21 protein-coding genes are annotated in these 20,627 nt (G+C 34.2%); 8 read left to right on the forward strand and 13 right to left on the reverse strand.

Annotation, left to right across the window (positions count from 1 at the left end; translation table 11 throughout):
* Positions 1-779: hypothetical protein (locus tag Q1V95_RS06770; protein ID WP_300672022.1), on the forward strand; the 779-nt coding region annotated here is incomplete at its 5' end.
* A gap of 339 nt (positions 780-1,118) precedes the next feature.
* Here the strand turns inward: Q1V95_RS06770 and alaS are convergent.
* The 4 genes from alaS to queG form a co-directional block, all read right to left on the reverse strand.
* A complete protein-coding gene (gene alaS, locus Q1V95_RS06775) occupies positions 1,119-3,722 on the reverse strand; it encodes an alanine--tRNA ligase (RefSeq protein ID WP_300672024.1) in 2,604 nt (867 codons plus the stop codon).
* A gap of 299 nt (positions 3,723-4,021) precedes the next feature.
* A complete protein-coding gene (locus tag Q1V95_RS06780; RefSeq protein ID WP_300672026.1) occupies positions 4,022-4,597 on the reverse strand; it encodes a murein L,D-transpeptidase catalytic domain-containing protein in 576 nt (191 codons plus the stop codon).
* A gap of 76 nt (positions 4,598-4,673) precedes the next feature.
* Positions 4,674-5,351: a TIGR02117 family protein gene (locus Q1V95_RS06785; RefSeq protein ID WP_300672028.1), complete on the reverse strand. Its 678-nt coding sequence runs from the start codon at positions 5,349-5,351 to the stop codon at positions 4,674-4,676.
* A gap of 203 nt (positions 5,352-5,554) precedes the next feature.
* Positions 5,555-6,481, reverse strand: coding sequence for a tRNA epoxyqueuosine(34) reductase QueG (gene queG, locus Q1V95_RS06790; RefSeq protein WP_300672030.1), 927 nt, complete (start codon positions 6,479-6,481; stop codon positions 5,555-5,557).
* Between the two features lie 130 nt (positions 6,482-6,611).
* Here queG and Q1V95_RS06795 point away from each other — a divergent pair, with 130 nt between their 5' ends.
* Both Q1V95_RS06795 and Q1V95_RS06800 read left to right on the forward strand, forming a co-directional pair.
* A complete protein-coding gene (locus Q1V95_RS06795; RefSeq protein WP_300672032.1) occupies positions 6,612-6,905 on the forward strand; it encodes a rhodanese-like domain-containing protein in 294 nt (97 codons plus the stop codon).
* Between the two features lie 16 nt (positions 6,906-6,921).
* Positions 6,922-7,413: a DinB family protein gene (locus Q1V95_RS06800; protein ID WP_300672034.1), complete on the forward strand. Its 492-nt coding sequence runs from the start codon at positions 6,922-6,924 to the stop codon at positions 7,411-7,413.
* 51 nt (positions 7,414-7,464) lie between these two features.
* Here Q1V95_RS06800 and Q1V95_RS06805 read toward each other — a convergent pair whose 3' ends face one another.
* From Q1V95_RS06805 to dnaA, 7 genes are all read right to left on the reverse strand, one after another.
* Complete coding sequence (locus Q1V95_RS06805; protein WP_300672036.1) at positions 7,465-7,641, reverse strand: phosphatidate cytidylyltransferase; 177 nt, start codon at positions 7,639-7,641, stop codon at positions 7,465-7,467.
* A 103-nt stretch (positions 7,642-7,744) separates the two neighbouring features.
* Positions 7,745-8,938, reverse strand: coding sequence for a glycine C-acetyltransferase (kbl, locus tag Q1V95_RS06810; protein WP_300672038.1), 1,194 nt, complete (start codon positions 8,936-8,938; stop codon positions 7,745-7,747).
* Between the two features lie 164 nt (positions 8,939-9,102).
* Positions 9,103-9,480 carry a hypothetical protein gene (locus tag Q1V95_RS06815; RefSeq protein ID WP_300672041.1) on the reverse strand — a complete coding sequence of 126 codons (378 nt, stop codon included), beginning with the start codon at positions 9,478-9,480 and terminating at the stop codon, positions 9,103-9,105.
* 121 nt (positions 9,481-9,601) lie between these two features.
* Positions 9,602-10,669 (reverse strand): AI-2E family transporter, encoded by a 1,068-nt coding sequence (locus tag Q1V95_RS06820; RefSeq protein ID WP_300672043.1) that lies wholly within the window; start codon positions 10,667-10,669, stop codon positions 9,602-9,604.
* Positions 10,670-10,690: 21 nt separating this feature from the next.
* Positions 10,691-11,389: an SAM-dependent methyltransferase gene (locus tag Q1V95_RS06825; protein WP_300672045.1), complete on the reverse strand. Its 699-nt coding sequence runs from the start codon at positions 11,387-11,389 to the stop codon at positions 10,691-10,693.
* A gap of 8 nt (positions 11,390-11,397) precedes the next feature.
* On the reverse strand, positions 11,398-11,856 hold the full coding sequence (locus Q1V95_RS06830; RefSeq protein ID WP_300672050.1) for a low molecular weight protein-tyrosine-phosphatase: 459 nt from the start codon (positions 11,854-11,856) through the stop codon (positions 11,398-11,400).
* A gap of 71 nt (positions 11,857-11,927) precedes the next feature.
* A complete protein-coding gene (gene dnaA / locus Q1V95_RS06835; RefSeq protein ID WP_300672052.1) occupies positions 11,928-13,379 on the reverse strand; it encodes a chromosomal replication initiator protein DnaA in 1,452 nt (483 codons plus the stop codon).
* A 136-nt stretch (positions 13,380-13,515) separates the two neighbouring features.
* Here dnaA and Q1V95_RS06840 point away from each other — a divergent pair, with 136 nt between their 5' ends.
* Together Q1V95_RS06840 and Q1V95_RS06845 are read left to right on the forward strand one after the other, a co-directional pair.
* Positions 13,516-13,923, forward strand: a complete 408-nt coding sequence (locus tag Q1V95_RS06840) for a thioesterase family protein (protein WP_300672054.1) — start codon at positions 13,516-13,518, stop codon at positions 13,921-13,923.
* Positions 13,924-14,059: 136 nt separating this feature from the next.
* Positions 14,060-14,713, forward strand: a complete 654-nt coding sequence (locus tag Q1V95_RS06845; RefSeq protein ID WP_300672056.1) for a response regulator transcription factor — start codon at positions 14,060-14,062, stop codon at positions 14,711-14,713.
* Between the two features lie 142 nt (positions 14,714-14,855).
* Here the strand turns inward: Q1V95_RS06845 and Q1V95_RS06850 are convergent, their stop codons facing one another.
* The gene (locus Q1V95_RS06850; protein WP_300672058.1) at positions 14,856-16,004 is read right to left on the reverse strand and encodes a hypothetical protein; all 1,149 of its coding nucleotides are present in this window, start codon (positions 16,002-16,004) and stop codon (positions 14,856-14,858) included.
* Complete coding sequence (locus tag Q1V95_RS06855) at positions 15,974-16,609, reverse strand: hypothetical protein (protein WP_300672060.1); 636 nt, start codon at positions 16,607-16,609, stop codon at positions 15,974-15,976. The genes Q1V95_RS06850 and Q1V95_RS06855 overlap by 31 nt, the downstream gene beginning before the upstream one ends.
* 357 nt (positions 16,610-16,966) lie before the next feature.
* On the opposite strand from Q1V95_RS06855, the gene pheA reads away from it, so the two are divergent.
* Genes pheA through Q1V95_RS06870 form a run of 3 tightly spaced genes read left to right on the forward strand, consistent with a single transcriptional unit; the run spans position 16,967 to position 20,527 of the window.
* Positions 16,967-17,818, forward strand: coding sequence for a prephenate dehydratase (pheA, locus tag Q1V95_RS06860; protein ID WP_300672061.1), 852 nt, complete (start codon positions 16,967-16,969; stop codon positions 17,816-17,818).
* Entirely contained in the window at positions 17,784-18,224 is a 441-nt protein-coding gene (locus tag Q1V95_RS06865; protein WP_300672063.1) for a hypothetical protein, read from the forward strand. Before pheA ends, Q1V95_RS06865 begins: the two co-directional genes overlap by 35 nt.
* Before the next feature lie 44 nt (positions 18,225-18,268).
* Positions 18,269-20,527, forward strand: a complete 2,259-nt coding sequence (locus Q1V95_RS06870) for a DUF2339 domain-containing protein (RefSeq protein ID WP_300672065.1) — start codon at positions 18,269-18,271, stop codon at positions 20,525-20,527.
* Positions 20,528-20,627 lie beyond the last annotated feature (100 nt).

Below are 20,627 nucleotides of genomic sequence, written 5' to 3' on the forward strand. Positions count from 1 at the left end.
TCAGCCAAATCGTAGGTTCTACAACTAATCTAGGTAATATGATGGTTGAGTCAACTGGTACAGTTACGACAAAAGCAACTGAAGAAAAGAAAAAACCTGGTCTTGGAAGTATGATTTTGGGCGCTGCAACTAATGGAATTACTGGTACAGATCCTTTTACTTCAGGAAAATTATTCCAAAAAAGTACTGATCTACAAACGAGTTTGGATAAATCGAAAAACAAAAACATTTTCCTTTCAAAGCGTTATGACGATTATATTACAACACATAAGACAGTAGCAATTATTCCTTTTTCTGTTGACATCGAAGGTGAAAACAAAAAACAAATTACCAGTAAGAAAGAACGTGTGCGCAACGAAAAAGAAATCGAAGAAAAAGTACAAGAAAGTCTTTATAAATTCTTGTTAAGAAACCAAAACAACTATTCGATTGAATTTCAAGATATTAGCACAACTAATCTTAAACTAAAAAATAGCGGCATTATGTCGACTCTTTATACAACGAGCAAAGAAGAAATTGCGAAAGCATTAGGTGTTGACGCTGTTATTGCTGGCGATTATGTGCAAAAAATGAACAACAAAGAAAGTAAATCAGGTATCATTAAAATCACCTTATTCGACGGTGCTTCTGGCGATTGGGTTTGGAAATTGGATGAGAATGCTGGTTCCAAATATTCTCTAATCGATGAAACTGACAAACTAATGAATAATCTTATGGATAAAGTGGTTAACTATTTCCCGTACCGAATTAGCACAGATAACAAAAAAGCAAGTAGATGATTTGTATTGTTTGAAAAAGGAAATTGTAACAATCATTCGACAATAATTTTCATTTGTAAAATCTCTATGTCTGCCTTTGAACACGCAACTTTAACATAGATTTCAGTATTTCAATCTAACTTACGAATGGCTTTTAAAATCAAATTCACTGGAAAACTTCTACTTGCTTTATCGTTTTCTTTTGGAAGTCGAATGATCTGTTACTTTTTCTTTTCTTAAGATTAAAAAACGCTAAAAACCATCATTATATTTTACCTTTTTTCAGTTCGCTGAAAAATCAAATCGGGAGCAACTTTGTTGCTCCCGATTCTTTATTATTTAATAAGCTTTTAGACAATCTTACAATCCTAAAGCCTTCTGATAAGCATTTTCCAATCCATCCAAATTCTTTCCACCAGCAGTTGCAAAACCTGGATTTCCACCACCGCCGCCTTGGATTTCTTTTGCTAAATCTTTTACGACTGCACCTGCTTGATATGTTGCTTCCAAATCTGCTGAAACACCAACGGTAATCATTGGTTTTCCATCAGCGTCAGAAAGGATAATTGTTACAGAATTTGGAATTTCACGCTTCAATTCGAAAACGATGTCTTTTACGGAAGCAGCATCCAAAGAGGTTTTTTTCACCAACAATTGCTTGTCGCCTTTTTGCTCATAAGCGTTTTTCCAATCAGAGATTTCGCCTTTTGCTTTTTCTTTTTTGAAAGCATCTAATTCAACTTTTAAAAGGTGATTTTCCTCCATTAATTTCTCAACAGATTTCAAAACATCTTTTGACTTCAATAATTGAGAAAGCTCAGAAATTTGATTTTCTAAAGATTGATAATATTCTTGCGCTTTATCACCAGATATAGCTTCAATTCTTCTAATTCCAGCTGCTGCGGAAGCTTCAGAAACCAATTTGAAATGTCCGATTTCGCCCGTCGATTTCACGTGCGTTCCACCACAAAGTTCTTTTGAACTTCCAAACTGAATCATTCTAACATTATCGCCATATTTTTCACCAAATAAAGCCATTGCACCTTTGTCTAAAGCTTCCTGAATAGGAATATTTCTGAACTCTTGAAGTACAATATTTTCTTTGATTTTAGCATTTACTTTTTCCTCAACCAAAGCCAATTCTTCTTCATTCATTTTACTGAAATGCGAGAAGTCGAAACGCAAATAATCTGGACCAACATATGAACCTTTTTGCTCAACATGCGTTCCTAAAACGTCTCTCAAAGCTTCGTGCAACAAGTGTGTTCCCGAGTGATTTCCTTGAGAATTTCTTCTGTCAGACGAATTTACTTTAGCATAGAAAACCGCAGAAATATCTTTCGGAAGTTCTTTAATCAAAGAAATAATTAAATTATTTTCTTTTTTTGTTTCTAAAACTTCGATGTTTTCAACTGCATTTTCCAAACTTCCTTTATCACCAACTTGTCCACCTCCTTCTGGATAGAAAGGCGTATTATCTAAAACGATTTGATAAAACTCACCGTCTTTATTTTCAATTTTTCTGTAACGCGTAACGACAACTTCGTTTTCTGTTTTGTCGTAACCAACAAAAGTTTCTGGTTTTTCTTCTAAAACAACCCAATCATAAACTTTCGCTGCCGAATCTTTTTTAGAACGTTGCTTTTGTTTTTGTAATTCAGCTTCGAAACCTGCTTCATCAATGGTTAAACCTTTTTCTTCCGCAATAATTCTCGTTAAATCATCTGGGAAACCGTACGTATCATACAATTCGAAAACTTCTTCGCTTGGAAGAACCTTTTCGCCTTTGGCAGTCGTTTGTTCAATTAATTTCTGAACTCTTACCAAACCGTTCTCAATCGTTCTTAAGAAAGAAATTTCTTCTTCTTTAATAACTTCTGTAACCAAAGTTTCTTGCTTCACGATTTCTGGGAAAGTAGCGCCCATTTGGTTTTTAAGAACGTCAACCAACTGATAAAGGAAAGCTTCTTTCATGCCTAAAAAACGATATGCATAAGAAATTCCTCTTCTCAAAATTCTACGGATAACATAACCTGCTCCATTGTTAGAAGGCAACTGTCCATCTGCAATAGCAAACGAAACCGCACGAATATGATCCACCACAACACGAATTGCAATGTCTTTTTCGTCTGTTAAAATTCCGGTATATTTTTTCCCTGAAAGTTCTTCAACCTTAGCAATTAAAGGTGTGAAAACATCAGTGTCATAATTTGATTCTTTGTGTTGTAAAGCCATACAAAGACGCTCGAAGCCCATTCCGGTATCGATGTGTTTTGCGGGAAGATTTTCTAAACTTCCGTCCGCTTTACGGTTGTATTGCATGAAAACAAGGTTCCAGATTTCCACAACTTGCGGATGGTCGTTGTTCACCAATTCAAGACCAGAAATTTTTGCTTTTTCCTCAGCACTTCTCAAATCCACATGAATTTCCGAACATGGTCCACAAGGTCCACTTGCACCCATTTCCCAGAAATTGTCTTTCTTGTTTCCGTTGATAATACGACTTTCGTCAATATGAGATTTCCAAATATCATAAGCTTCGGTATCTCTGTCCAAATTTTCGGAAGCGTCGCCTTCAAAAATGGTTACGTAAAGATTTTCCTTTGGAATTCCGTAAACTTCAGTCAATAATTCCCAAGCCCAATCGATGGCTTCTTTCTTGAAATAATCGCCAAAAGACCAGTTGCCCAACATTTCGAACATCGTGTGGTGATAGGTATCACGACCAACATCGTCCAAATCGTTGTGCTTTCCAGAAACTCTTAAACATTTTTGCGTGTCGGCAATTCTTGGAGATTTTGGCTCTTTGTAACCTAAAAAATAATCCTTGAATTGTGTCATTCCCGAATTGGAGAACATCAAAGTAGGATCATCTTTCAAAACAATTGGCGCAGAAGGCACAATAAGGTGCTCTTTGCTTTTGAAAAAGTCTAAAAATTGCTGGCGTATTTCTTGTGAAGTCATATATTTTGGCTTTTGGCTTTTAGCATATTGCTGATAGCCTTTTAACAAGTTGCAAATTTAGTGAATTTTATCATCTTTTTGGATAGAAAAATTTCGGTATTAAAATTTAAAAAAGTTCTAAATATTTACTACCGAAATCACCTAAAGAAAACATATCCTCAACAAGTCCGAAATCGCGGCCGGGATAGTAAGGGCGCGAGCGAAGCGAGCGGTCTTAAGAAAAAGCCTAGGACAAGCTTAGGCTTTCTGAAGACGAAACCCCTGAATAGCCCGAATTGTCCGCCAAAATAAAAATTAAACTAATTGTAAATCCACATCAAAACAGGCTTTTTGGAAGCTTTTAATTGTGGGGCAATCTCACGAAAAGCGTTATTGGAAACTGTTGGACAGCCCCAACCTTCGGGTGAACCATTCGGAAAAATATCTTCGTCGCTCATCTTCTCCCACGAATGAAAAACAATAATTCGCTTGACTGCATTGCTGTTGGAATCTTCCAAACCGTGCATCAAATACTTGGTATTAACACCCCAATTGCTATAGCCACGAGCACCCAACTTGTACTTTCCCAAAGACGAGCGATGACTGTCCTCGACATTGCTAAATGTTGGATTATCTTTGGTTTCATCCTCGCCCCACGATGCATCACCGCAACCATGACCAACAAGGTATTTGTTGATTATTTCTTGTTTTTTGAAATCATAAACGAGAAATCTTTTAACACCCAAATGCAAACTCATGTCAATAAGAATACAAAAATCGGTGTTAAAGTTTTTTTCTTTACAGAAAGCAAAAGCTTCTTCGGCTTTTAGTTTTGTCTTTTCTAAATTGAGTTCGGGTTTTTCTTGCTTAACAAACGCCTTGGTTGTTGTAATCATTTTTTTCTGTTCCAAAATTTCTTTTGAACAGCTGTAAAATGATACCAATAAAAAGACGAAGCAAAGCGTCCTCATGCTATTTATAATGTCTGAAAATTCCGAAATCGCTTGGTGTCCAAAGTGCGGCTTTTTGTCCAGCAGCTTTTAGAGCGTTGTTCGCCCAAGTATTACAAGTGTACAAAAAGCTGTAGCTGCCTTGTGCATCGTAGAAAGCATCATTGTTTCCGTAAACTGCATCAGTCGGAATTAACTCATAGTTTCCATTTGCATCTTTATCAAATCGAGCGTCGATATAATTAACAAGATTCTGATATTGCTTTTCAGTCAACATAATTTTTTTGCAATCGTCACCTTCTTTCATTTGGTTGTAAAAAGTCACGTGCATCGCCGAATCGCTCAACCAAAATGCAGCTTTGAAAGCTGTCGAAAATTTGAGATCTGCCCAAGTCGGCGTATCCAGATAAAAGCCTTTGTCACCCCAACCAAACGACGTGTATTTGAAATCCGTTTGTTTGCCTTTGGTATTAGAATAAAGAATTTTGGTGCTCCAATCCATTTGAGCTGTTTTGGTAGGCACCACAATATCGGTATGCACGCCATTGGTAAGAATGTAAGCCTCGACAACTTTGGGATCTGTGGTTTCTTCCGCTTTCACAGGAATCATCGGCAACAATAGCGCGAAAATTACGTACAAAATTACAATTCCGATAATGCCACCGATTATCTTTAGAATACTAAAAAGTATTTTCTTCATCAAAATTAATTTTAAAAATTAAATATAGGATAAAAATTAAGATCTCAGCAACAAAAAATTAACATCAAAAATTAAATATTATTAAATGCATTTTATTATATTTAAGAAACCAAAACACACATTTTTATGCAAAAAAATCAGAAAAACAACCGTCGATTCAAATTCCGAGTAAAAGTAGCGCCTAAAAGATTCCAGAAAAAATATTAATCTGACAGGAAATCCAAATTGCGCTTAAGACCCGCAAATTTGGTTCTTTTAACCGGTGACTTTCTGAAAACCGAAGAAAAAATCTCTTGGGTTATTTCTTTCCACTCCTTTTTGGTGAAGTTTTGCAAAGCTTCATTAGGGTGGAATTTCTCTTCTAATGTCGGCGCAGAAAAGCGATTCCAAGGACAAACATCTTGACAAATATCGCAACCAAACATCCAATTTTCCATTTTGGATTTGAAAGCATCAGGGATTTCTTCCCGCAATTCTATGGTTGCATAAGAGATACATCTAGAGCCATCAATAATCTTTTCGTTAATAATAGCATCCGTTGGACAAGCGTCGATACATTTTCTACAAGTACCGCAATGATCGGTTGTTGCATGATCATAATCCAAATCCAAATCGCAAATAATCTCCGCTAGAAAAAAGAAAGAACCACTTTGTTTGGTAATTAGATTTGCATTTTTACCAACCCAGCCAATGCCAGATTTTTTCGCCCACGCACGTTCGAGAACTGGCGCGGAATCTACAAAAATTCGAAAACCAAATTCACCAATTTCATCTTGAAGCTCTACAATCATTTCGCGAAGAATTTCCTTAATAACCTCATGATAATCTTCACCATAAGCGTATTTGGAAATCTTCACAAGCTTGTCTTTGAACAAATCTTCTTTTGGAAAATAATTGTAACTAAGCGAAATAACGGATCGAGAACCTTCTACCAACAAACGTGGATCGAGACGTTTGTCAAAATAATTCTCCATGTATTTCATTTCGCCATGGAAATTATTTTTTAGCCAAGCTTCTAATCTTGGTGCTTCCTCTTCCAAAAATTCTGACTTTGAAATACCACAAGACTGAAAGCCAAATTTCTTGGCTTTATCTTTAATTAATCTTGTCAAATTTTCTTTTGAAGTCACGATTGCAAAGTTAAGTTTTCTAAAGCATTATTGAAAAGTCTAGAAATTTTAAATAAAATTTATAATTTATGAAAAGATGAATCCAAAAATTAAGTTGTAGTTTTGTTAAGAATCAAAAAAATAAATAAAAATGGCTATTGAAGACGTATTATTAGCTGGTAACTATCATCTTATCGATGTTCGCGAACCAATGGAATTAGAAATGGATGGACATATTGAAGAAGCTCAAAATATTCCACTTGGCGAACTTGAAGATCGCAAACAAGAAATCTTAAACCTAAGCGGAACCAAAATTTTCTTTTGCAGAAGTGGTAATCGCTCTGGAAAAGCTGTTGATTATTTTAAATCTGAAGGTTTGACAGATGTGTACAATGGCGGTGGCTACAACGACCTAAGTGTAGTTTTAGAAAATTTGAAGAAATAATTTTATTGATAAATCGATGAGCATAAAAGACGGAATTTTAGCAGAGTTAAAACACGAAACCAATAATACGAGACGTGTCCTTAATAACCTAAATGAAGAAAATTGGGGATGGAAACCTCACGAAAAATCAATGTCTGTTGGTGATCTTGCTGGTCACATTGTAGAGTTACATTCTTGGGTTGCAGGTGCAGCAGATAAAGATGTTTTCGATTTCCATACGGATTACAAACCAATGGGAAAATATACTTTGGAGGAGTTAAAAAATAAACTTGATGAAAACTACCAAAAGAATGTTGATTTTGTAAACTCTAAAGACGAAGATTTTTGGTTACAAGATTGGACATTAAAGGCTGGTGATCATGTAATCTCTCAGTTGCCAAGATTGGGCGCTATTCGTTATATTATTACCAATCACCTTATCCACCACAGAGGACAATTGACGGTCTACATGAGAATGTTAGACCTTCCTTTACCTGGAATCTATGGACCTTCTGCTGACGAAAAATAGTTGAAGTATCTAAATATAATAAACTAAAAAGTGGGAAAATTTCCCACTTTTTTATTTTTTGCCACCACCCATTATTTTGGCAATAATCCAAATAACTAAGGCAATGCCGCCGAACATTAATATAAATGCCCACCACATTCCCGCTTTGAAAACAGTATTAATGGCTTCGCAACTTGTTAACATAGAAATGGCGAAAATAGCCATTAATCCTAAGGGTAACTTTTTCATGATGTGAGAAATTTAGTGTTAAAAAATAATAACAATAATATTGCCATAACAAAAAAATCCTGCTAAGAATGCAGGATTTTAAGACTATTTTAAGTTTTTCGTATTAGATAACGCCTAATTCTTTACCAACTTTTTCAAAAGCGGCAATTGCTTTATCAAGATGCTCTCTAGTATGTGCCGCAGAAAGCTGAACTCTAATTCTTGCTTTACCCTTTGGTACAACTGGATAGAAGAACCCAATAACATAGATTCCTTCATCCATAAGTTTTTCCGCCATTTTTTGAGAAAGCGGTGCATCATACAACATTACTGGAACAATTGCAGCATCACCATCTGGAATATCAAAACCTTTCGCTTTCATCTCAGTACGGAAATATTCTGCATTCTCCATTACCTTATCTCTAAGGCTCGTGTCATCCGAAATCATATCCAAAACTTTAGAAGCTGCCCCAACGATACCTGGCGCTAAAGAGTTAGAAAATAAATATGGTCTCGAACGTTGACGCAACATGTCGATAATCTCTTTCTTTGCAGAAGTAAATCCTCCCAAAGCACCACCTAAAGCCTTTCCTAAAGTTGAAGTAATAATGTCTACTCTACCCATCACATCATTTGCTTCGTGCGTTCCACGTCCTGTTTTACCAATAAAACCGGTCGCATGAGAATCGTCAACCATCACCAAAGCATCATATTTATCAGCTAAATCACAAACCCCTTTAAGGTCAGCAACAATACCATCCATCGAGAAAACCCCATCAGTAACAATAATTTTGAATCTATGGTTTTGTTTAGAAGCTTCTATTAATTGCGCTTCCAAATCTTCCATATTGTTATTCTTATAACGGTATCTTGCAGCTTTACACAATCTTACACCATCAATAATGGAAGCGTGGTTAAGCTCATCCGAAATAATTGCATCTGCCTCAGTAAACAAAGGTTCGAAAACACCACCATTTGCATCAAAACAAGCAGCATAAAGAATGGTATCTTCAAGGCCTAAAAATTTAGAAATTTTTGCTTCGAGGTCTTTATGAATATCTTGTGTACCACAAATAAATCTAACAGAAGACATACCATAACCATGCGAAGCAATAGTGTCTTGTGAAGCCTTCATCACCTCAGGATTGTTAGAAAGTCCTAAATAATTGTTGGCGCAAAAGTTAAGAAGCTTTTTTCCATTGGCTTCAATTTCTGCCGATTGAGGAGACGTAATGATACGCTCTCTTTTATAAAGTCCATCGTTATCGATGTTTTGCAATTCAGTTTGTAGATGTTCAAGATACTTTTTAGAAATCATAATATTTACTTTTCAGTTTTAACAAAAATACGAAAAAAGCCATCAATACAACGATTGAAAAGCCTCCAGAAAATGTTAATTTCATTTAAAATTTCACCTCCATAAAAAATAAAAAACCACTCTTGCGAGTGGTTCGGTATTGAAAAATTTAATTTAATAATATTTTAGGCCTTGTAATGGCTCTTCACTTCATTTAGAACTTCTGCATCGCTAAGCTGCGAGTCTGTACCTAAAGTAATTTTTAGATTTTTGTATTGAGGCGTATCCAAAAGATAGTTTCTCAATTCTTCTTGTGCAATTCCTGGACCTGTTATATAAAGTTCGGTACTGTTTGTAATTTCTTTTTCTATTTCCTTATAGAATTTTACACGATTGGTCTTTTCTATATTATTGGCTGTATGTTCGTTAGAATTGCCTCCTTGCACTTCCATTTTTAGATTTCCTTTTAATTCAAAATCCGAAATAGTTTCTGCATCGTGATTGCTAACAACAATTGCTTTTCTTCCATCGATCCAAAGACCAGCTACTTTTTTGTTTAACATGTGCTTGCGTTTTATACTATCATATTTGCAAAGTTGATGCAAGACCGACGTTAACAAATGTTAAATATTCTCGAATGAAATCATAAATAAAAAATCTCAGAAAAATCTGAGATTTAATATATTATTTTACAATTTCGTCGTCGTCACCTTCACCTATTAAATAGCCCCAAGCTTTGGTACTATCGATCCTATCAAAAACAATTTTAATAATTGCCAAAACAGGAATCGTTAATAACATTCCCGAAATCCCCCAAAGCATTTCGCCAACTACCAAACCAATAATAACGACTAAAGAATTGATTTTAACTTTAGACCCAACAACTTTCGGCATAATAATATTACCATCAATAGCGTGGATAACAACTATTGAAATCACCAAGAACAATACACTTGACAAACTTGCTGTCGCAAAAGTGATAAGAACACCAATTAACAATGCGGTGAAAATCCCGATATATGGTAATATATTAAGGACACCAGTTAGCACGGCTAGCATAATATTGTACTTGATACCGATAATCGTGTATGCGATAAATGACAACACCATCACAATAATCATTTGTAAAAACAAACCAACCAGATATTTTTTCACCATGAATTGAATGTTTTCGACAACTTCATAAACAACATTTTTATGGTCGTCCTTGCTAAAACTCATCACCAAAAAGTTGACAAGCCTTGTACGGTAAAGCAAGAAAAACAAAGTAAATAAAAATGTAAAGGCCGAAATCATCAAAACATAAGAAACAGAACTCACGGTCTTTTCGATAATCGCTGTTCCTGTGCTGATGCTTTTTTTGGCAGTATCATTAATATAGGTCAATTGCTCACTACGCTTGACACCAAAAGTTTCATAAATCCAACTTTGCAAACGGTCGAACAAGTCCGTAATCTGCTTTTGAAAAGCTGGCCAATCTTGAGACAATTTACCAATCTGAACCGCCATAAGGTAAACGACTCCTGCGAGAGCAAGCATTGCAAAAACACTCACAAAAATAGAAGATAGGCTTCTAGAAAAGCGAAGTTTCTTTTCTAAAAAACGGCTCGCCGGTGTTAATAGAATTGAAAAAAGCAATCCTAAAATCATTGGCACAATAATGCGTTCTCCAAGTTTGGCAATATAGCCCAAAATCACAATACTGATAAGGACACTCGAAAGTTTTAGGTAAAATGGATATGTGGTTTTCATCTGATTGGTGTTATTTATTCTTTATTTACCTATTAAAAATACAGCTGGAATTTTGTGCAAATCCGGTTTTTGCTTAGCCCAATCTTTAATAGCTTTTGTTTTTATAAATTCGTGTTCTGGATCATTAATATTTGCTGCAACACAAAGCTGCGTATTTGGTGATAAAAATTTAGTCAAATCTTCTAACATCTGATTGTTACGGTATGGCGTCTCCATAAAAATTTGAGTAAAACCAGTCTTCTGCATCAAACTTTCTAATTGCTGAATTTGCTTTTTCTTTTCTTGTTTATCGATTGCTAAGTAACCACTAAAACTAAATTGTTGTCCGTTAAACCCACTCGCAACCAAAGCCAAAACAAAAGAGCTAGGACCATTAACAGGGATTACCTTGATGTTATTTTGGTGCGACCATTTTACCATAATATTCCCTGGATCTCCAATACAAGGCAAACCAGCTTCTGACAACAATCCAAAATCAACATCCGATTTCATTAAATCTTGTGCTTCTTTGAGATCCGACGCTTCCGAATATTTATCTAACAAATATAATTTTAATTCTGATTGTTTCTTTTCGGGTGCGAAAAACTTTATAACCCTTCTTGCTGTTTTTTCGTTCTCCACAAAAAAATGATCAACATTCATGATAATCTCGCGAATACTTGGAGCAAAATAATCTAAAGGTGAATTTTCTGACAAATATGCTGGCAGTAAATATAGCATTCTATAAGTTATTTAACATTAAAACTAATCCCGTCTGCGATAACATCACAAGCTTTATCGAGCATTTGATACACTTTTTCGAAATCCAAAATATCGCCCCAATAAGGATCCGGAACTTCATTACTCCTTCCAGAATCGAGAACATCAAGAATCAAGCCCAACTTTGCGCGCTGTTCTTCTGTTTTCGCCATTGACAAAGCATCTTCAAGATTATTGAGATCCATACAATATATTTTGTCGAAATAATTGAAATCTTCAATTGTAATTGGTCGAGAGCGGTGTTCGTTAATATCAATATTATGATTTTCAGCTACTTTTATCGAGCGTTTATCAGCTTTTTGACCTTCGTGCATCGAAATGGTTCCTGCACTATCGACTTCGTGATCCTTAGAAAGTTTACTTCTTAATATACCTTCAGCCAAAGGACTTCGGCAAATATTACCTAAACAAAGCATTAAAATTTTCATGTTGTGAATTTATTAAAAAAAGGAAAGGCTTTAAAATAAATTAAAGCCTTTTCTATATTATTTATCATCAATTAATGATTGATGCGTTCTTTAAGATCTTTGATATACTTCTTAATCTCTTTATCGATTTTGGAAACGTCACGAATGGTGTCGCAAGCATACATCACAGTCGAATGGTCTTTACCTCCCATCTCTTCACCAATTTTAGTAAACGTAGAGTTAGTATATTCTTTTGCAAAATACATTGCTAGCTGTCTTGGTAAAGCGATTTCTCTTTTTCTTGACTTTGACAATAGCAATTCTCTATTAATGCCAAAATACTCGCAAACAACTTCTTGGATATACGGAATATTGATGGTTTTCTTCTGCGTTGTTGCAATTTTATTAATCGTTTCTTTAAGCAATTCTAAACTTAAATCCGATTTATAAACTGTTGAATAAGCAATCACCGAATTGATAACACCCATTAATTCACGAACGTTGGTTTTAACTTCTGTTGCTAAGAAATCCAACATATCATCTGTCAAAACAATACCATCGCGACTTAATTTGTCAACAATAATTTGACGACGCGTTTCAAAGTTTGGTGACTTAATTTCGGCAGTCAATCCCCATTTGAAACGAGATACAATACGCTCTTGGATATCCATAATATCCGCTGGCGCTTTATCAGAAGTTAAAATAATCTGCTTTCCGTTTTGGTGTAGATAATCAAAAACATGGAAGAAACTATCTTGTGTTGCCGCTTTTCCTGACAAGAACTGAATATCATCAATAATTAAAACATCAACCAATTGATAATAATTTTGGAAATCTGTTTTATTCTGAGATTTTGCAGCTTTAATGAAATCTTGGATAAATTTTTCCGAAGATTGGTACAAAACCACTTTATCTGGACAAGAGTTTTTAACTTCTAGACCAATCGCTTGTGCCAAATGCGTTTTTCCAACACCATAACCTCCGTGTACAAACAATGGGTTAAAAGCCGTTGCACCAGGACGTTTTGCAATAGTTTTACCAACCGTAGCTGCCAACTTATTACTTTCGCCTTCCACAAAATTATCAAAAGATAAATCTGCTTTTAGGTTAGATTCGATGTTAATTTTCTTTATTCCAGGAACAACAAAAGGATTGATATTTGTTTCCTTTTGTACAGGCAAAGCCTCTTGAATTTTAGGAGTTTGTGTACTGTTACCTTTTACATTAACTGTAATAGGCGCCTCCTTCCCCATTGGTTTGTTTTCCATTACAGAATACCAAAGTTTCACACCTTTACCAATGTATTTTTTAAGCGCAGCAGATAGCAAAGACAAATAATTGTCTTCGATATATTCTTTATAAAAGTCACTAGGAACTAATAAAGTCAAATTGTGATTAACTAGAGACAAAGGTTTAACTTTATCAAATAATAAATCAAAAGAGTTTTCTAATTTTTTAAGGTCCGAATGGTCTTCAGCAGCATTGAGATTATCTCTCATAAACTGAAGGCATTTTTCCCATATCAAAACTAAATTTTCATCCATTTTTTCAGCTGCTATTTACCAGGTTAGGTACTATTTTTTATAGGGGAGACAAATATCTAATTTAAATTCTTTAAAAAAAATTTTTGCTCTATTGCTTATTAAGAAATATATTTGTATGTCTTAATAAACGCTTAAAATGATACACACAAACACCTCAGTAAGAGTGCGTTACGCTGAAACCGATGCTATGAAATATGTCTACTATGGTAACTATGCAACCTACTTCGAAGTTGCCCGAGTTGAGCTATTTCGTTCGCTTGGAATATCTTACGATGAGATTGAAAAAAGAGGTATTCTTCTTCCTGTTTCCGAATATCAAATCAAATATATAAAACCTGCACTTTATGACCAAGTTTTGACAATAAAAACTATCATAAAAAATAAACCTGGTGTAAGAATTGTTTTTGACTACGAAATCTATAATGAACAAGACGAAAAAGTATCAGAAGCAACGACCACACTTTTCTTCTTGAGAGCTGAAGATAATAAAGTTATTAAATGCCCAGATTTTCTAATGGAACTAATTGAAAAACAGTGGAATTAAAAACTTCTAATATTAGTTTCGTTATTGAATTTTCATTAACTTAGCACAACCAAATTTATCAATAATATTAACTTAATACCTTACACATATAAATATGACATCATAAACTTTCTATAAAACTAAAAACCAAAAAACCATGAAAATTTACATTATTGATCAACATCAAATCGTTATCGACGGCTTGATTTCTTTGTTGGCTAGACGAAAAGGCTACGAGGTTGTTGGGTACACCAACTCCATTTCGGAAGCTATTGACTGGCTCGAAAACAATGAAGTCGACCTCATCATTACAGAGATAATCTTTAGCAACGAAAACTTTGCGGAGCTATCGAGATCTATCAAAAAAAATCAAAAAAACGCTAAAGTCCTTATCCTTACTGGAGAAAATAAAATCAAAAGGATTGCTGATTTATTCAAAATGGGAATCCACGGATTTGTGGAGAAACATAATGATAGCAGAACTGTCATTGATGCAATTACCTGCATAAGAAACGGAAAAGAATATGTTGGTGAAGAGTTGCGTGAGAAAGTTCTGCAATCTTTTCTTAATTCTAAACCAGAAAATAACGGACTTCCCCTGAATGAACTTTTGGAAAGCATTACGAATCGAGAGCTGGAAGTTATCCAACTTATCTGTGATGGTTGCAACAGCAAGGAAATATCGGATCGGTTATTCATTAGCTTTAATACTGTCGAAACACATCGCAGACATATTTTCCAAAAATTAAATATCCGAAACTCAACAGGATTGGTACGTTTTGCTTTGCAACACAATCTTATTGAACAGTAAAAGCCTATTTATTATTCTGATAATTTTTATTATCCTACTTCAATGCAAACTTTGTTAAGTTTTTAAATTTAAACTAAAAAGGCTACAAGAATAAAAAAAGAACCTCTTCTTATCGAAGAGGTTCAAACTGAAAAAATGTAACCTATTCCCAGTCGGGCATCCAAGCATTTTGGAATAGCAACTTTCTAGAGTCTTCATCGGCAATAGAAAGAATATAAACATCTTTTCGCGAAATACCATCATTAGAAGTTTGGGTAAAAATTACCTGCGCCTCATTTGGTGAGAATCTCGGATCAACATCTATATAGCCGGCTGGGATTTTAGTTTTTTCAGATACATCTAAAGCAGTACCTGAAGCGAAGTCATACAAGAAGATATGTGTTTTTAATTGTCTATAGTCAGCATTTTCGTAACCCGAAATATCATAAGAATAAAGTAACTTCTTAGAATCTACAGAAAATTGTAAACCTCCCGCAGCGCCAGATACATTTGACAAAATTGTATTTAATGTATTTCCTAACATATCAATGACATATATTTTCACATTATAACCATTGATATTATTCGTTTTAATCGCAATTTTTGATCCATCAGAAGACCAAGCACATTCTGAGATAAAGCTTCCATCAGGCGTTTGATAGACCATTTGCGTTCCGCTTCCATCTTTGTTAATTCGGTAAAGTTTATCAAAACTAGGATAGAGAATTTCTCTACCATTCGAACTCCATGCAAAATCTAATTCACTAAGATTAAATCCTTGTATTGGAATCGAAGTTACCTTAAACAAATTAGAACCATCAGGTTTCGTTGTATATATATGAGGATTACCATCAACTACTTTGATAAAGGCAATAACACCAGCAGCATTATTTTTTCTTGGTCTAAAAGAGTTCGTGTTATCCAGTGTCAATTGGAAGTTCTTCCCTGTTTCGTCACTTGAAATAATTCCTAAATTGTTTCCAAATTTTCGGACATAGTGGTATCTATTTTCTGGTGTCATGGATGTGCTAAACTTAAAAGTTTTGCTAAATACCTCCGGATTAATACCATCAGAAGCAACTACTTGCCAAAAGTAACTTGTCCCAAAAGACAGACTATCTAATGTAAAAGACTTTTCGGTAAGATTCTTATAAGTTCTTACAGCATTATCTTTGTTATTTTTAACAATTAACTTATAAGTAATAGGGTCATTGTCAGGATCGGTACAATTCCAACTTAACTTCAATTGCAAAGCTTGATTCTCTGCGTTATCAGCTGGTGTCAGAAGCTCAGGAACTGACGGTGTTGCCACTGATCTGCCGTGTTACCGAAACCATCTTGCTCGATAGTTGCGAAGTTAGCATTACCAATTTGAGTTTGGATAGCTTCATTAAGCATTCCTGTTTGATTTACAAGAGCCATGTTTCCATTTCCTAATTGCCATTGGTCCGAAGAGTTAGCAATACCAGTTTGTACAGCAACAGCAATGTTAGAGTTACCATATTGCCACTGAACATTCTGGTTTCCAAGACCCACTTGTTGTACACCAGCACCATTAGCATTTCCAATCTGAATTTGTGAACTTTCATTAGCTAGCCCTGTTTGTCTCACAATTGCTAAGTTAGAATTACCTAATTGTCCTGAATAACTATCATTAGCAAGACCTACTTGTACAACATCAATAGTGTTAGAGTTTCCATAACTTTCGGACTCGTTAGTGTTAGCAATTCCTGTTTGTTTAGTTGTTGCAATGTTAAGATTTCCTTCTTGCATAATAGAGTTGTCATTGACTGCGCCAACTTGATCTACTTTTGCATAGTTACCGTTACCTAATTGTGTAGTAACATCATTGTTTGATTGAGCGAACGCAAAACTTGTTGCGAAAACTGCACATGCAGTTAAGATTAACTTTTTCATGATAAATTGTTTTTAATTGTTTAACAGTCCAAAGATATACCCATAGTCTTATGCTCGAAATCGCTTAATTATATGATTTTATTTAATAATCGTTTTCCGTTACCCCAACATATACCCTTTTCCGAGTATGGAAAACTCCAAATAATTGATTATATATAGGTTTCGACACTTCAAAAATTTACAATCTTTACTGAAGCCTATTTATATTTTGTTACAAATTCTAAATTTTAAGCCAACCTAAGCAAGAAATCCAGATAAAATTTTTCATCAAATTGTCTTTTCTAGTAATTTTTAGCAAAAAAAGATTCAAAATTTTTCTAAAAAGCTTAATTATGTATTCTGGAATAATATCATAAAATGAAAATAGCATTCTTGGGTCCCGAAGCCTCTTTTACACAACTCGCAACAACTCAACTTTTCCCAACAGAAACCAAAATTCCGCAAGCTAGTATCTTGGACTGCTTTAAAGCGGTTGAGAATAACGAAGTCGACAAAGCTGTTGTACCATTAGAAAATTCGATTGAGGGAACAGTATCGATGACTTTGGATTATCTTTATAAAACGGAGGATATAAAAATTGAAGCAGAGGCGGTTATGCCAATTGCACATCATTTGATGGTTCACAAATTACATCAAAACAATTCTGATTTCGAAAAAATATATTCTCATCCACAAGCACTAGCCCAAAGCTTTCATTTCCTTGATAAACATTACAAGGATGTACCAAAACAAGATTTTTCATCAACCGCTGCAGCTGCAAAATATGTTTCCGAAAATCCAGAAAGAAAACTAGCTGCTGTTGCCAACCAGTTTGCTGCGAAGCTCTATAATTTAGAAATCATCCAACGCAACATTCATGATTTTGAACAAAACCACACGCGTTTTATCATTATTTCAAAATCCAAAAATTCTTACAACAACTCGAGTTTAGAAAATATCGGACGTAAATCTGGACTCATCGTCAGCTTACCCGAAGATCATGCAGGAGGCCTCCACCAAGTTCTTTCAGTTTTTGCTTGGCGCAATATGAACCTTAGCAAAATAGAATCTCGAACTTTAAAAACTGGTCTTGGTAATTATTTTTTCTTTTTAAATGTTGTTGGCGAATGGCATCCAGTTCTGCACGAAAATGCGTTGGAAGAACTAACAGCCTTAGGTACAAAAGTTGATTTCCTTGGAAATTATAACGAATATCTTTTGGAAAGTTGATATGGCGTATATTCTCAAAATATGGTTTTCTTCTTTGTTACTAGGCGCAATTACGTTCTTCATCTTTAGTCTAAATCAATTTGAAAATCCAAAATCTCCAGATGTTGAAGATATTATTAAAACTATATTCATTACGATGTTTTTGGAAGTTCTATTTTCTTTACTTCCAATTATTTTAGCAACTATCACGTATTATTTTTTGCACAAAAAAACATCTGAAGCAAACCTAAAAACCATATTTAGCATTGGATTAGCAATCACTGTGTCACTAAACTTCTTTCTGATTGCCCAAGATTCCTTATATTTTTCGAGTTCGAATATGTCGTTTTTATTTTTTTGCTTTTGTATTTCCTTGATTGCTATGATTTGGATTTTCAAAATAGAGAAGCAAGAAACTCAAAATTGATTTTATAAATTCTAAAATGATATATTTGGTTAATATTTCTAAATATGGATTTTCCACTTATATTATTTTTCATCATCATTTTAATTTGGATTTACTATCATTTCAATGCTAGGATAAAATCTTTGGAAGACGAAATTTCTATTTTAAAAGGTCAAAAAAAGGACGTTGAACCAGCACCACGAGCAGTATCAACACCAATCAATAATGCGCCAATAACGGAAGAACCAAAAATTCCGCAAAAACCACAAGAACCTGAAGTTGTTATAAGACCAGAAGTCCCAAAACCTAGTATTCCTATAATCACGCCACCAAGAGAACCAAATCCTATAGAAGAAAAAATAGGACAGCTAACGGCGTTCTTGAAGCAAAATGCGTTGAGTGTTATTGGGATTTTTACTTTGGTTCTTGGTATTGGTTATTTTGTTAAATATGCCATCGACCGAAATTGGATTGGCGAAACTGGTCGTGTTGCCATCGGGCTCGTTACAGGTGGAATCCTCCTTGGTATGGGGCATTGGCTTAGAAAAAATTATTCAATTTTCGGGTCAATTATTACGGGCGGTGGTGTTAGCGTTTTCTATTTGACTATTACCATTGCTTTCCAAGAATATGCTTTGTTTTCACAAAATGTCGCCTTTGCAATTTTAGCTAGTATAACATTAACATCGGTCATACTTGCGCTGTTTTACAAAAGCGAAGTTCTTAATATCGTTGCGTTAATTGGCGGTTTCTTATCACCCTTAATGGTTAGCACTGGCGAAAGTAATTTTGTTTTCTTATTTACTTATTTAAGTATTTTAAATATCGGAATGCTGGTAATATCATTCCTAAAAAACTGGAAAAGTATCGGTTGGCTCGCTTTTGCGTTTACCTCTATCTATTTTGCAAGTTGGTTGATTGAGGAAAACTCGATAAATGCTTTATATTTCATCATTTTATCTTACATTATTTTCTATGCATTTGCTTTAGAATCCTATTTCAAAACCAAAAAAATTAGCATGCCCGACATCCTAATGTTGGTTCTGATCAATATTTTTGCAGTGAGTGCTGGCATCTATATTCTTTGGTCGCTTCAGTATTCTGGTTATAGTTTGCTACCAATAGGTTTTGCGATTATTAATGCATTACTTTTATTTAGAGATAAAAAAATTCAAAATAATGATTTAAACTTTTCAGTATTTACAGCGATAGCCATTAGCTTGACAACAATCGCGATTGCTTTGGAGTTAGAAACTTATTTTATCACAATAATTTGGGCTGTAGAAGCAAGTTTGTTTTTATTTATTTGGAAAAGAACAAGCTATAAAATTTTCAAACAATGTTTTAATATTTTGTTTCCGTTTTTGATTATTGCGCAAATGTACACCTGGACCAATTATTTTGGAAATCAACATCTAGCCGTTGTTTTTAATCCAATCTTTATAACAAGTTTGGTTGTTATTGCTTCTTTGTTGTTTAATCTTTTCTATATTAAAAATCTTCACGATAACGAAAAAGAAAACAGCAGCTTCGAGTATGTCAAATTCTTTGCAGCGCTAAGCTATTTGGTAATTTATCTATCTATTTGTTTTGAAATTGGCTATCATATTCAGCATCAATCCAATGTTTTTGTCATCAGTATTCTTTTATTATTTAGCATGTTCTACGTCTTGGGAATATTATTATTGAGACAAAAACTAAATCTTCAAAACGCATTTATCAACGCATTGGTAATTTTGGTTTTTGTATTATCCATTATACATGTAACGGCGGCTGATATTAGCTATAGTATTTTTTCAAAAGAGGTTAGCAAAAGTTTTTACTTTGTTTATTTACTGTATTTAATTCCTGTTTTAGTTTGTCTTTTCAAGATTGTTCCGCGCAGTAATTTCTTGAAAGAAAAACTTGCTTATTGGGGCATTGGTTTTGTCCTTTTTTATTTGTTAAGTTTCGAAATCTATAATTTGTATTTGATGTTAAAACTACATCATTATCGAGATTATGATCACCTGCAAAATCATTTCGTGATCCTGTATCTACCAATTATTTGGACAATAATTGCAGCGAGCTTTATTTATTATGGCTTACAAAAATCAAAACCAGAAATCAATAAAGTTGGCTTTGTTTTAATAGGAATTACAATTGCGAAACTATATTTGTACGATGTTTGGCAACTGGATAATGTATCAAGAATTATCGCATTTATCTTGCTTGGCGTTTTATTATTGTTAAGTTCTTTCTTGTTTCAAAGGCTTAAAAAAATCATTTCAAAAATGGTTGAGACTAAAACTGAGAATGATAAAACAAACCAAATTCAAGAATAACATATGATTTAGTTTAAAAACAAAAAACGCTTCATTTATAAGTAAAACTTTAATACTACTATAAATGAAGCGTTTAACTATGTTTAAGAAAATTAACTGG

It is taken from the genome of Soonwooa sp., assembly GCF_030151385.1.
Taxonomy (GTDB): Bacteria; Bacteroidota; Bacteroidia; order Flavobacteriales; family Weeksellaceae; genus Soonwooa.

Bases quoted from the DNA above. Each gene is read 5' to 3' on its own strand.
- alaS (WP_300672024.1), bottom strand. From the start codon at position 3,722: ATGACTTCACAAGAAATACGCCAGCAATTTTTAGACTTTTTCAAAAGC.
- Q1V95_RS06780 (WP_300672026.1), bottom strand. From the start codon at position 4,597: ATGATTACAACAACCAAGGCGTTTGTTAAGCAAGAAAAACCCGAACTC.
- Q1V95_RS06785 (WP_300672028.1), bottom strand. From the start codon at position 5,351: ATGAAGAAAATACTTTTTAGTATTCTAAAGATAATCGGTGGCATTATC.
- Q1V95_RS06795 (WP_300672032.1), top strand. From the start codon at position 6,612: ATGGCTATTGAAGACGTATTATTAGCTGGTAACTATCATCTTATCGAT.
- Q1V95_RS06800 (WP_300672034.1), top strand. From the start codon at position 6,922: ATGAGCATAAAAGACGGAATTTTAGCAGAGTTAAAACACGAAACCAAT.
- Q1V95_RS06805 (WP_300672036.1), bottom strand. From the start codon at position 7,641: ATGAAAAAGTTACCCTTAGGATTAATGGCTATTTTCGCCATTTCTATG.
- kbl (WP_300672038.1), bottom strand. From the start codon at position 8,938: ATGATTTCTAAAAAGTATCTTGAACATCTACAAACTGAATTGCAAAAC.
- Q1V95_RS06815 (WP_300672041.1), bottom strand. From the start codon at position 9,480: ATGTTAAACAAAAAAGTAGCTGGTCTTTGGATCGATGGAAGAAAAGCA.
- Q1V95_RS06820 (WP_300672043.1), bottom strand. From the start codon at position 10,669: ATGAAAACCACATATCCATTTTACCTAAAACTTTCGAGTGTCCTTATC.
- Q1V95_RS06825 (WP_300672045.1), bottom strand. From the start codon at position 11,389: ATGCTATATTTACTGCCAGCATATTTGTCAGAAAATTCACCTTTAGAT.
- Q1V95_RS06830 (WP_300672050.1), bottom strand. From the start codon at position 11,856: ATGAAAATTTTAATGCTTTGTTTAGGTAATATTTGCCGAAGTCCTTTG.
- dnaA (WP_300672052.1), bottom strand. From the start codon at position 13,379: ATGGATGAAAATTTAGTTTTGATATGGGAAAAATGCCTTCAGTTTATG.
- Q1V95_RS06840 (WP_300672054.1), top strand. From the start codon at position 13,516: ATGATACACACAAACACCTCAGTAAGAGTGCGTTACGCTGAAACCGAT.
- Q1V95_RS06845 (WP_300672056.1), top strand. From the start codon at position 14,060: ATGAAAATTTACATTATTGATCAACATCAAATCGTTATCGACGGCTTG.
- Q1V95_RS06855 (WP_300672060.1), bottom strand. From the start codon at position 16,609: ATGAAAAAGTTAATCTTAACTGCATGTGCAGTTTTCGCAACAAGTTTT.
- pheA (WP_300672061.1), top strand. From the start codon at position 16,967: ATGAAAATAGCATTCTTGGGTCCCGAAGCCTCTTTTACACAACTCGCA.
- Q1V95_RS06870 (WP_300672065.1), top strand. From the start codon at position 18,269: ATGGATTTTCCACTTATATTATTTTTCATCATCATTTTAATTTGGATT.